Source organism: Streptomyces sp. NPDC006925 (assembly GCF_042869575.1).
Classification (GTDB): Bacteria; Actinomycetota; Actinomycetes; order Streptomycetales; family Streptomycetaceae; genus Streptomyces.
This window is the reverse complement of sequence record NZ_JBIAGB010000021.1, coordinates 27999-40309: the sequence shown is the minus strand read 5'-3', so window position 1 is coordinate 40309 and position 12311 is coordinate 27999. Positions and strand designations below refer to the sequence as shown.

General features: G+C 73.9%; 7 protein-coding genes. All 7 read right to left on the bottom strand.

Features of this window, described 5'->3' with window-relative positions:
* Positions 1 to 139: 139 nt before the first annotated feature.
* The 7 genes from ACFYNS_RS24380 to ACFYNS_RS24350 all read right to left on the bottom strand — a co-directional run bounded on the left by ACFYNS_RS24380 (position 140) and on the right by ACFYNS_RS24350 (position 12012).
* Positions 140 to 814, bottom strand: coding sequence for a hypothetical protein (locus ACFYNS_RS24380; protein WP_388605069.1), 675 nt, complete (start codon positions 812 to 814; stop codon positions 140 to 142).
* Complete coding sequence (locus ACFYNS_RS24375; RefSeq protein WP_388605067.1) at positions 795 to 1220, bottom strand: acyl-CoA thioesterase; 426 nt, start codon at positions 1218 to 1220, stop codon at positions 795 to 797. The genes ACFYNS_RS24380 and ACFYNS_RS24375 overlap by 20 nt, the downstream gene beginning before the upstream one ends.
* Before the next feature lie 4 nt (positions 1221 to 1224).
* Entirely contained in the window at positions 1225 to 2889 is a 1665-nt protein-coding gene (gene ettA / locus ACFYNS_RS24370) for an energy-dependent translational throttle protein EttA (protein WP_360302230.1), read from the bottom strand.
* A gap of 526 nt (positions 2890 to 3415) precedes the next feature.
* Positions 3416 to 4921: a thioester domain-containing protein gene (locus ACFYNS_RS24365; RefSeq protein WP_388605065.1), complete on the bottom strand. Its 1506-nt coding sequence runs from the start codon at positions 4919 to 4921 to the stop codon at positions 3416 to 3418.
* A 192-nt stretch (positions 4922 to 5113) separates the two neighbouring features.
* On the bottom strand, positions 5114 to 5674 hold the full coding sequence (locus ACFYNS_RS24360; protein WP_360302236.1) for a single-stranded DNA-binding protein: 561 nt from the start codon (positions 5672 to 5674) through the stop codon (positions 5114 to 5116).
* 237 nt (positions 5675 to 5911) lie between these two features.
* Positions 5912 to 9961, bottom strand: a complete 4050-nt coding sequence (locus ACFYNS_RS24355; RefSeq protein WP_388605063.1) for a GTPase — start codon at positions 9959 to 9961, stop codon at positions 5912 to 5914.
* Positions 9962 to 9966: 5 nt separating this feature from the next.
* On the bottom strand, positions 9967 to 12012 hold the full coding sequence (locus tag ACFYNS_RS24350; protein ID WP_388605062.1) for an ATP-binding protein: 2046 nt from the start codon (positions 12010 to 12012) through the stop codon (positions 9967 to 9969).
* Positions 12013 to 12311 lie beyond the last annotated feature (299 nt).

Here is a 12311-nt window from a genome sequence, read left to right as displayed (position 1 = left end):
CCGCGCGGTGCGGGTGGGCCCTTTTCCGAACGTCGCCGAACGTTCTGCACGCTTCCCCGGCGGCGTTCTGCACGCTTCCCCGGCGGGCTTCCCCCCGGGCGGCCCGAGCCGACGGTCACCCCGCACCCGGCCGTAGGGCTCATACAGGGGTGACGCTCAGCCCGCCGCCCGCTCCGGGACGCTCCCGGCGGCGCACGGCCACAGACCCGTAGACCGTCCGCAGCCGTAGCCACGCCCCGGACTCCAGCAGCGCCGCCGGGTCCGTCCCGCGCAGGAAGCCGAGCGCGTGCGCCGCGTGTGCGGCGCGCAGCGGCAACTGCGTACGCCCCAGCGGCCGGGACCAGATCTCCTCCGCGAGGGCGTCCAGGGTCTGTCTGCCCCGGCGCTCGGGCGGCAGCTTCTCGGCCCGCTCCCGGAACTCGCCGACAGCGGCGGCCGCCACCGATCCCACCGCGTCCACCGGCACCCGGGCGAACTCCTGCCAGCCGCCGCGCGGCGGCAGCACACCCGCCCAGGACGGACCGGTCACGGCCTTCGGAACGGCGACGGCCTCCCGGTCCTCCTCGACGAGCTCCAGCAGTTCACCGGCGGCCACCGTCACATCGAGCTCCACCGGCTCCAGCAACCGCCCGGTGCGCACGGCCAGCACCTCGAAGCGGGCGGGCCTGGCGAACACCCCGGCCACCCCACCGCCCGCCTGGATGCGCACCGCGGCGTTCTTCTCCCAGCGCACCAGCCGCTCCAGGAAGGCGGCGAGTCCCGCCGCCTCCCCGGGGTCGGCGAAGACCAGCCGGTCAGCCGCTGTGGCTGTCATCGATGTACCCCTCCAGGAAGGAGCGCTCGGCGGCCGACAGCCGCCGCGGATAGCCCTCCTTCAGGTTGTACGGCACCACGACCGTCCGTGCCCGGACGAACGGGCCGCCCGCGGACTCCGGGTCCCTGATCTCGTAGCCGAACGTCACCGACGCCGCGGTCAGCTTCACCACCCACGTCTCCACCGTGACCGGATCCGCCTGGTGGACCAACTGCCGCAGATAGTCGACCTCGTGCCGCGCCACGACGGTGCCGCCCGTGAACGCCTCCGGGTCCGCCTCCCGCGCCGCCCGGGTCAGGAAGTCGATCCGGGCCTCCTCCAGATAGCGGAGGTAGACGGCGTTGTTGACGTGCCCGAAGGCGTCCATGTCCGACCAGCGCAGCGGACACCGGTAGCTGTGCCGCACGCGTTCAGCTCCGGGTGAGCTTCTTGTAGGTCGCCCGGTGCGGACGCGCCGCGTCCGGCCCCAGCCGCTCGATCTTGTTCTTCTCGTAGGACTCGAAGTTGCCCTCGAACCAGAACCACTTGCTCTCGCCCTCGTAGGCGAGGATGTGGGTGGCCACCCGGTCCAGGAACCAGCGGTCGTGGGAGACGACCACCGCACAGCCCGGGAAGTCCAGCAGCGCGTTCTCCAGCGAGGAGAGCGTCTCCACGTCCAGGTCGTTGGTCGGCTCGTCCAGCAGCAGCAGGTTGCCGCCCTGCTTGAGGGTGAGCGCCAGGTTCAGCCGGTTGCGCTCACCGCCGGAGAGCACACCCGCGGGCTTCTGCTGGTCCGGGCCCTTGAACCCGAACGCGCTCACATAGGCGCGCGACGGCATCTCGACCTGGCCGACGTTGATGTAGTCCAGCTCGTCGGAGACGACCGCCCACAGCGTCTTCTTCGCGTCGATGTTCGAGCGGCTCTGGTCCACGTAGGAGATCTTGACCGTGTCACCGACCTTGATCGAACCGGAGTCGGCCTCCTCCAGCCCCTGGATCATCTTGAACAGCGTGGTCTTGCCCGCACCGTTCGGGCCGATCACGCCCACGATCCCGTTCCGCGGCAGCGTGAAGGACAGGTCGTCGATGAGCACCTTGTCGCCGAACGCCTTGCTGAGGTTCTCCACCTCGACGACCACGTTGCCCAGGCGCGGCCCCGGCGGGATCTGGATCTCCTCGAAGTCCAGCTTCCGGGTCTTCTCCGCCTCGGCGGCCATCTCCTCGTACCGGGTCAGCCGCGCCCGCGACTTGGCCTGCCGCCCCTTGGCGTTGGAGCGGACCCACTCCAGCTCCTCCTTGAGGCGCTTCTGCCGCTTGGCGTCCTTCTGGCCCTCCACCTTGAGGCGGGACTGCTTCTTCTCCAGGTACGTGGAGTAGTTGCCCTCGTAGCCGATGGCACGGCCGCGGTCCAGCTCCATGATCCAGCCGGCCACGTTGTCCAGGAAGTAGCGGTCGTGGGTGATGGCCACGACGGTGCCCGGGTACTTGGCCAGGTGCTGCTCCAGCCACTGCACCGACTCGGCGTCCAGGTGGTTGGTCGGCTCGTCCAGCAGCAGCAGGTCGGGCTGCTCCAGCAGCAGCTTGCAGAGCGCGACGCGGCGCTTCTCGCCACCGGAGAGGTTGGTGACCGGCCAGTCGCCGGGCGGGCAGCCCAGCGCGTCCATGGCCTGCTCGAGCTGCGCGTCCAGATCCCAGGCGTTCGCGTGGTCGAGCTTCTCCTGGAGCTTGCCCATCTCCTCCATCAGCTCGTCGGTGTACTCGGTCGCCATCTGCTCGGCGATCTGGTTGAACCGGTCGAGCTGCTGCTTGGTCTCCGCGACACCGTCCTGGACGTTCTCCAGCACCGTCTTGGACTCGTCCAGCGGCGGCTCCTGCAGCAGGATGCCCACGGTGTAGCCGGGCGACAGCATCGCGTCACCGTTGGAGGGCTGCTCCAGACCCGCCATAATCTTGAGCACGGTGGACTTGCCCGCGCCGTTGGGGCCCACGACACCGATCTTCGCGCCGGGCAGGAAGCTCAAGGTGACGTCGTCGAGGATCACCTTGTCGCCGTGCGCCTTGCGCGCCTTGCGCATGGTGTAGATGTACTCAGCCAAGAGGAACCGTCCGGCAATCTGTAGGTAGTCGTACGCGGCCAGGCCGCGCGGGTCGTCATGCGGCAGCGGGCCGCAGGTTGAGGTGCGGCCGCTCCAGCTAAGGCATACGCTCCCATCTTGCCGCACCCGGGCCCCGGGCCGGAAACCGCACCTGCGCCCGGCACCGCGCAGCGCACCGGATCCGGCCGGACGCACCCACCCCGGACACGCCGGACGCACCCTCCCCGGGCCCGGGGAGGGCAGGAGGGGACGGCGCCGGGGCACCCGCGTCCGGGACCGGGCGGGGACCGCGCTCACGGCTGGCCCGCTTCCGGGTCCGTGCTCGTGTACAGGCCCTGGCCGGGTCCGCGCCCTGCTCGTGGCCGGGCTCTGGACGCTTCGGGGCCCTGGCCGCTTCGGGGCCTGGCCGCTTCGGGGGCCTGGCCGCTTCCGGGCCCTGGCCGCTTCCAGGGCCCACAGGCCGGGAGGCGGCCTGGCAGCGAGGCCCGAGGCCGGGAAGCGCCGAGGCCGCAGCCTGGGGGCCGTCTCAGCCTCGGCGACGCACGATCCGGAGCGTGGTCACTCCCACGGCCAGCAGCGCGATGGCCACGGCGGCGAACAAGCGGGTGCCGCCACCGCCGCCGGTCTCCGCCAGGTCACCGTCCGATGCCGGGACACTGCCACCACCCACGGTCGCCGGCCGCTCGACCGTCGCGGGCGCGTTCTGCCGGGCCACCCCGCCGCCTGCGGCGGCCGTCGTGCAGTCGAGAACGCCGCTGAACGTCTTCCGGTACCCGTGCGGTCCGCGCACCGGGATCCGGTACGGCTGGTCCTCCGCCACCGGGACGGTCACGGTGCCGTGCTCGCCTCCCGCGATGTCCTCGCGCTGCTTGCCGACCCGCAGCGGGAAGGAGGAGTCGCCGCCGTTGGAGACGGTGATGTCCACCCCGGAGTCGGCGCAGTTCTCCCTCGCCGTGGTGGCGGGAGCAGGCCCGCGCTCGGCCCAGTTGACCGTGGCGGTGGCGGAGACGGTGGACTGGCTCGACCCGGCCAGGATCTGCGCCTGCCCCCGGCCGCGCTCACCGGAGCCGGTGAACACCCGGCCCAGCGGCACCTTCGTGGCGACCTGCGCGGTCAGCGAACCCTTGCCGGCCTCCACGCCCTCGGGCAGCTCGAAGTAGAGCTTTGTGCCATCGCGCGCCGTACGGACCCGCTTCCCTTCCCGGTCGACGATCCGCATCCCCTGGGAGGCGGCGTGCGGTCCGGGCGCCACGCTCACGGCGGCGGCGTTGGTGCGCACGGTCACCGGGCCGGGACGCTCGACGGTACGGCCGGAGACCTCCGCCTTGTCGAAGGTGAGGGAGGCACCCGGTTCGGGCATCGACCGGGCCTTCTTCACGAGATGGTCGGCGAGCTGCTGGGCGGCGGGGTCGGTGGCGGTGATGTCGGGCGGCTTCGGGGGCCCCTCCCCCCTCCCCTCACCCTTCGGAATCCCGCTCGCGCCGTTCTCGGCCAGCCGCCAGATCGCCACCTGGGTGCCCGCCGCCGCGGTCTGCGGGGTGAGCCGCTCGGCGCCCGCGGACTTCGACAGCGCCTGGAGATCGTTGCGTCGCGGATAGGAGTGCTCGACTATCCAGCGGATCTTCCCCGCGTTGCGGTTGCCGGACAGCGACGAGGTCTTCCACTCTCCCTCGGCGTAACGCGACTGCTCCTGTGTCGGGTTGAGCACGTCGAGTCCGTATGTCTGCAGTGTGCCGCCCCCGTCCACGGACATCTCGAAGAGCCCGGCGCCGACCGTCTGCTTCTCGCCGTCGGCGGCGACGACCGCCCGGTCGTGCGTGCGGAGGCCGTCGAGCGCGGCCACCGCTCCGCTGCGCTGCTCGGGCCCTCCGTCGGCGAACGCCCCGCCCGCGCCGGCTCCGGCGGTGGCCCCGGCCCTCGCCGGAGCCGCGACCGCCGATCCGGCGGCACCCGCCGGGCCTATCGCGCACAGCGCGGTGGCCGCCGCGACGACGGTGAGCCGACGGGCCGCCCGCGCCCGTACAGAAGTCATGGTCTTCCCCTCTTGGCGGACTCTCCCCCGGCCGCGTCGTCCGCGAGCCGCCGGCCCACCGCAAAGCTCTGAACCCCCTGGTCAGTACGCGTGGGATGGTAAGGAGCCAAACGCCACGCGATCCCCACAATTCACGGTGGCCACACATTCCGACTCGGAATCGTTATCGCCGAATCCGACGGACCGGGACGATCACGACGCGCCGCGCTGACCCGGAACACCGCCCTCCGTCAGCGCCCCGGGCAGGAGTTCACCATCTGGCATGGCCTCTTCCGGCACGGGACCGGAACCCGGTGTGTCCGCCCCGTCACCCGGCGCCCCGAAGGGCGGTGGTCCTGCTGCGGCCACCGGAGGCCAGGCCGGGGCGGGGCCACGGGTGGACTCCGGGTTCGCGCGGGGCGTCCGCACGAACGCCGAGGTGCCGCGCGTCAGATCGTGCCCCACCGTCGTCGCGAGCAACTCGGCCGAGAGATACCGGCGTCCGTCCCGTTCGTCCTCCACGACGCGCAACTGGCCGCGGACGATGACGGGTTCACCGCGGGCGACGGAGGAGGCCAGATGTCCGGCGAGCCCTCGCCAGGCCCAGACCGTGTAGAAGCTGGTGGAGGCGTCCGCCCAGCGCTGGTTCTGCTTGTCGAACCGCCTGACCGTACTGGCCAGCCGGAACCTGGCGACCGGAAGTCCGGACGGCGAGGTCCAGTGGTCGACCTTCGTCGCCACGTTGCCGGTCACCGTCACATAGGTCTCGTTCATGTGCGTCTCCCCCTGGTCGCTGCCGATTGCCGCCGGTGGACAACGCCGGGGCCGCCGTACGAGGACGGCGGCGGCCCGGCGGAGCCCCGGCGGGTGCCCGAGCGCGGCGGCCCCGGGGCGACCGGCATGCCGCGGTCCCGTCGGGGCCGCCGCAGGTTGCCGCCCTCGGCGCCGTCGTGCGGATTCCAGAGTGGGGGGAGAACGGCGGGCGTGGGGAAAGAGGCTCTCAGCTGTGGATTACTCGGAAGTTGTGCACAACTCGGTCACACCGGTGGGTGACCCCGCGGTGCCGGCACCGGCACCGGCCTCCCGGCCCGCGGCCTCCGACGCGGCGGGGCCACCGAGGCCGCCCGGGCCACGGGAACCACTCGGACCGCCCTGCTCGCCGGTTCCGAACGAGGCTCGCGGGCCGCCCGCGAACGCTCCCGCTCCCGCTCCAGGACCTTCCACGCCGCCGTCCACGCCGCCGGCCGGGCCTCCAGCAGCGGCAGCACCGCCCTGGGCTCCGACGGCCGCAGCGCCCCGCGAACCGATCCAGGCGTCCGACGGCCGCTCCTCCGCGGCCGAGTCGACCGCACCGGCGGCGATGGCGTACTGCTCCCGCACCTGGCGGTAGCGCAGCAGTTCGGCGGCCACCGGCTCCAGCACCCTCGTCCCTCCGCAGCAGGCCGCCAACTGGCGCAGGCGCCGCTCCTCCTCCAGCCCGTAGGTCCGGGCCGGCCCCCGTGCGGCGCGGCGACACGCCCAGGCGAGCCCCGGGCCGGCGAAGGTGGCGGCCGCGAGGAGAACACAGGGCAGCAGTGCGGTGCGGTCGAGCCCGTGGGCGACGAGGGCGACGACGGCCACCCAGCCGGCTCCGGCCACCTGGAGGGCGAACAGCAGCCACTGCCCGGCGAAGGCGGCGGTGTGCCAGGTCGGACGCGGCACGCGTGGCCCGGACCCCGCGGTCCGGTTCGCGTCCGGCGACGTCCCGCCCGTCTCCGGGGACGGCCCGGCGATGTTCCGCGACGGCCCGCCCAGGTCGCGCACGGGTCCGCCGGGTGCCTCTGCCGTCCTCTCAGGTGCCCTGTCGAGTGCCGGGGAGGCCGGTGCTCCCGGCACCCCGGAGCCGACGTCCGGACCATCAGCCGGACCGTCAGCAGGAGCGCCACCGCGGAGCTCCGGGCCGCGGGCGCGGCCGGGGTCGCTCGCGCCGCGGGGGCCCGGAGCGCCGGGGGCGGACTGCTGACCGGGCACGGCCGCTGCCGTGGCGGATGCGGGCTTGGCCGCCTGAGGCGTCTCCGCTCCGCAGGGGAAGTCCGTCAGCGACGCCGTGATGGCGGCGGTCCGCTCCGCGTCCGGCCCGGCGGAGCAGGCTTCCATGACCTCGTCCAACGCCTCTGGAAGCCCGGCGGCCCCGCGGCGGGCCGACTCGCGGACGGTGTGCCCCCAGGCATCGGGCAGACCGCTCGCAGCCGCGTCCGCCAGCTCCCGCACGGCCTGGGCGACCACCGGCCGTGCGGCCAGAGGCTGCTGGAGGGTGTCGCGGCAGAAGCCGGCACCGGGGGTGGGACCGTCCGGCTGTTCCTCGGCCGCCGCCCCGGACCACTCGCCGCGCTCCGCAGTCGGCCTGGAGGCGTACCAGCGCAGCGCGCGTACCCAGGGGATGGCCGAGGAGTGCTCGGCCTGCCGCAGCCACGCCCGCTCCGCGGCCTGGCCCGCCGCCGCGGCGCCCACGGCGACGGCGAGCCGGTCCTCGAAGTCCTCGCGGGCGCGCTCGCTCAACCCGACGGGGCCGCCCTCGGCGCCCGGCCCCGGCTCGGTGTAGACGGGACGCAGCCGGTCCATGGCACCGTCCAGGTCGGCGGTCAGCCGCAGGACCGCGGCACGTTGCTGCGCGACGAACTCGCCGAGTTCCTCCCGCAGCACGTCGATGCCCTCGTGTGTCAGTGCCGAGGCGGACAGCACGACGGCGCCCGGTTCGCCGTGCTCGCCCAGTGCCATGCCGTCCTCGTCCAACAGTCGCCGCAGATCGTCCAGCACGGCGTCCACGGAGTCGCGGGTGAGCCGGTCGGTCTGGTTGAGGACGACGAAGGTGACCTCGGCGTGCCCGGCGAGGCGGCGCAGGTAGTCCTCGTGCAGCAGCGCGTCCGCGTACTTCTCCGGGTCCACCACCCACACCACCGCGTCGACCAGTTCAAGCATCCGGTCCACCTGCTCGCGGTGGCCCGGGGCGGCGGAGTCGTGGTCGGGCAGGTCGACGAGGACGAGGCCGCTCAGCGTGCCGTCGTGCGTGCGGTGGCGTGCGTGCTGCGGGATGCCGAGCCTGTCGAGGAGCCCGTCGGGGCTGCCGTCGCTGTAGCGTCCCGCTTCCCAGGTGCAGGCCACCGGAGCGGCGGTGGTGGGGCGGCGCATCCCCACCTCGGAGAGCCGGCCGCCGGTGAGTGCGTTGAACAGGGACGACTTTCCGCTGCCTGTCGCGCCCGCCAGAGCGACGGTCGTGTAGGAGCGGGGCAGCCCTCTGCGGGTCGCCGCCTCGTCCAGCACGGTGCCCGCCTCGGCGAGCACGTCGGCGTCCAACCGGGTGCGCGACAGCCCGATGAGCTCGCGCAGGGCGCCGAGCCGCTGGCGCAGGACGCTCTCCCCCGCGTCGCAGCGCGGGTCCCGGCGGATGTCCCTGCGGAGGTCCCGGCTGACTTCGTTCCGGTCACTCCGGTCGCGCTGCTCGTTCCCGGTGGTCCGGACGGGAGCCGTGTCGGCGTCCCGTCGCGCGGCACCTCCTGCGACTCCGACGTCGCGGAGAGCGCTTCCGGCGCGATCCTGGGCACAGTTCCCTTCGACACGCCGGGTGGAGTCCCCGAGGCCGCCGCGGGGCGCGGCGGCCGCCGCGGCACCGTCCGGCTCCGGGTGCGGCCGGAGCGGGTACCGGTGTGGGTGCTCCTCAGGTGCGGGGCCGGGGGATTCCGGCCGCGCGCGCGAGGGCGCGGAGACGTCCTCAGCGGTCGCGCGGGGCGCCTGCGCCGCCGAGGAGGGCGGCGTGTCCGGTACGGCAGGGGCGGGCTCCGGTAGGGCACGAGCGGGCTCCACTGCTGCCGCTGCGGGCGCCCGCTCGGCGTCGGCCGGGTGGGTTTCGGGAGCAGTGCCGGGGTCGGTGGCGCGCGGGGGCTCCGGCCAGGGCGTGCCGCGCCAGGGCGGGGGCGCGGCGAATCCCGGCCGGGGGTGCTCCGCCCCGCGGGACGGAGTCTCGGTCGCGGAGGCGTGGCTGCGGGGGTTGGGAGCCCGCGGACCGGTCTCCGGTTCGACGGCACGCTCGGGCCGGGCGGAATGGCCGGGCGGCGCGGAGGGCTCGGGCCGCGCGACGGGTTGGGCCGACTCGGCGGCTCCGGCCGACGCCGCGCGCCCGGTCGACTCGGCCGCTCCGGCGGGCTGGGTGGCTCCGGCCGGGCGGCCCGGCTCAGTCGACTGAACCTGCTGGACCTGCTGGACCTGTCGCGTCTGTTGGGTTTGCTGAGCCTGCTGATTCTGCTGGGCCTGCTGATTCTGCTGGGCCTGCTGGGCCTGCTGGACCGGGGGCGCAGGCGCTACGGGCGGGGCGGGGGCGGGGGCCTCGGCCTGCGCGACCGGCGGGGCGGCACGTTCCGCGCGTGCCCGGCGGGCGATGACGCCGTCGTCCCATCCGCAATCCGGTCCGGCGGCATAGACGTGTGCGTCCTGCGGCTCGTCCTCGCGGTGCGCGCTGCCGCTGTCACCGGGCAGGTCATGGCAGTCGTGGCCAGGACGGTGCTCTGTGGCCGCTGCCTCGGGGGCCGGGGCCGCCGGGGCCGCCTGCGCCTGCGCCTGCGCCACCGAGGCAGTCACGGCTTCCCGAGGATCAGAAACCCTCTGTTCTCCCCGTTCCACCGAACGGCCAGGCCCGCCGACCACGCCATGCGCACCGGGCCCACCGGCCCCGTCCGCTTCACCCGGCCCGCCCGGCCCGCCCGGCCCGACCGGCGCGTCCGGCCCTCCCGGTTCGTCCAGTCCTTCCGGCCGGCCCGGCACGCGTCCTCCCTCGGACGGGCCGTCGACCGAAGCCTCCGACTGCTGGCGCGGCAGTTCCGCCGCCGCGACGTGCCCGTGGCCCTCGGGTCCGTCCGGGCCGCTCCGCGCAGGGGGCTCCTGGGGCGGCGGCTGCTGCTCGTCCAGGCTCAGCTCCAGTTGCCCTTTGACGGGCTCGCTGTGCGGGCTGCTCCAGCCGTCGGGCCAACTGCCGGACCAGCGCTCGGGCGGCTCGCCCGCTCCGGGGTTGGTGGCATCGGTGGATGTCACTGCTGTCACCTCTCCATGTGCGCGCTCTGCAGACCGCGCGCGCCGTTCTCCGTACCGAGCGGTGCACGCGTCGGCGGGAATTCGCGGGCGGTCACGTCCGTCCTGCTCTGCTCCTGAGGGCCGCCCGCTGCGCCCTCCGGCTGCTGCGGCCGGTGAAGTTCCCGCAACTGGTGCGGCTCGTGGAGCCCGTGCGTTCTGGTGAGCTTGTGGAGCACCGAGAACGCGGCGATCAGTTCCATCTGCGGTCCGGGACCGGCGTCGAGCTCCGCCAAGGGGAGGAGGCGCAGGTCGCGCTCCCCGTCCAGGACGCGCCGCACGCAGTGCTCCAGCAGCTCCGCGCACTGCTCGCGCAGTTCGTGGGCGGCTTCCTCGCCGAGCAGGTCCTCGAGTGCGTCGTCGGCGCCCGCGACCCGCACACCGCCGAGCAGGGAGGCGGCCAGCAGGCCGGCGACGTGCTCGGCGTCCTCCTCGCCGCACGAGGCGCGGCCTGCCGCACGGGTCTCCTCCTCGGCCAGCTCCTCGACGCAGCGGCGCCATCTGCGCACCATCACGCCGATCCGGCCGACGGCCTCGTCGCGTTCGCTCTGGCCGCCGGGGAGGAGCCGGCCGCAGCCCTCCAGGCCCGGTACGCCTCGGCGCAGTTCGGCGATCCGTTCGTCGGCGGCGGCTACCGCGCCGGACAGGAGTGCGGTCAGGCCCTCGGCGAAGGCGTCGAACAGTTCTCCGCCGTCGCTGTCGGTGGGGAAGCTGCGCCAGTGCTCGGCGACGTCGCCCGCCAACAGTTCTCCGTCGGCGATGCGGGTGCGCAGCCGCTCTCCGGCGGTCCCGTAGGCGTTCTCGATGTACCGGGTGAGTCGCTCGGCTGCCGCGTGCTGCGCTGCGGAGGAGCCGGCCAGGGCCGTGATGCGGGGACGCAGCGAGGCGAGCGTCCCGTCGGCGGTGCGGCTGGCGGCTGCGTACCGGGCGTCGGCGTCCTGGGCGTGCTCCTCCAGCCAGTCGCGCAGTCCGCTGACGGCGGAGACGGGCAGCAGCCCGGATCCGCCCGCCGATTCGGGCAGTTCCGGGATGGTGAAGCAGGGGATCCTCCCGAGTCCCGCCCGGTCGAGGAGCAGCCCGTACTGCGCCGTGACCTCGGCGGCCATCTGGTGCGGCACCCGGTCGAGGACGGTGGCGAGGGTGACGTCGTACTCCTTGGCGGTGCGCAGCAGGTGCCAGGGGATGGCGTCGCCGTAGCGCGCGGCGGTGGTGACGAGCACCCAGATGTCGGCGGCGCAGACCAGTTCGGCGGCCAGGTCCCGGTTGTGCGCGACGAGGGAGTCGATATCGGGCGCGTCGAGCAGGGCGAGGCCGGGAGGCAGGCCGCTGTCGGTCTCGACTCGGAGGACGCGCGGCGGCTGGTCCGGGTCGGTGTCCCACTCGTACTCCCACTCCGCACCGACTGCGGCGTCCCGGCCCGGGCTCCGGCGGGGGTCCCAGTCGGTGGCCCAGGCGCTGTCCCAGTCGGTGGCACGGTCGGCCGGCCGGCCGGCGAACCGGTCGCCGCTCTCCGCGGCACCGGCCGGATCGCCGGAGCTGCCGGGCGTGTCGTGCGGGCCCGGGGCGCCCGGTCCGCCGAAGGCGCCGGGAGCGGTGCCCATGCCGGGCGCGGCGGGCGTCCCGGGCGGGTCCTGCCGGGGGGTCCAGGCCCGGTCCAGGCGGGGCAGCACCCGCTGTCCGACGAACCAGCCCCGGTCGTCCGGATGACAGACCAGCACGGGTGTGCGGGTCGTGGGCCGCAGTACGCCCGCCTCGCTGACCTTGCGCCCCACGAGGGAGTTGACCAGCGTCGACTTGCCCGCCCCGGTCGAACCGCCGATCACCGCGAGGAGCGGCGCCTCGGGGGTGCGTACGCGCGGGACGAGGTAGTCGTCGAGCTGGGCCAGCAGCTCGTCCCGGGACTGCCGGGCGCGCTCGGCGCCCGGCAGCGGGAGAGGAAAGCGCGCGGCTGCGACGCGCTCACGGAGTGCGGTGAGCGCGTCGAGCAGTTCAAGCCGTACGTCCAAGATCGCCACATAGGGCAGAATGCCCAATTTTGCGGCAGTTTTGAAGCTTATCCACGGTTGCGAGCGAGGAAAATGTGTAGTTTCAGTCGTGAAAGACCACTTTTGAACCCGTTCACCCCGCATGGCCCACCTGCCACCCAGCCGCCCCCATAACGACTACGCAACACCCGCAACCCACACGGCCAAAACCGCTGCGTGAATCGCACCCGCCTGCGATTATCGGGACCGCTTCACGGAACCTCCACATAGCGTCGCGGCCGTGGAGCGAACAGGACGAGCCGCCAGGCCCCCTATCCTTGACACCGCCG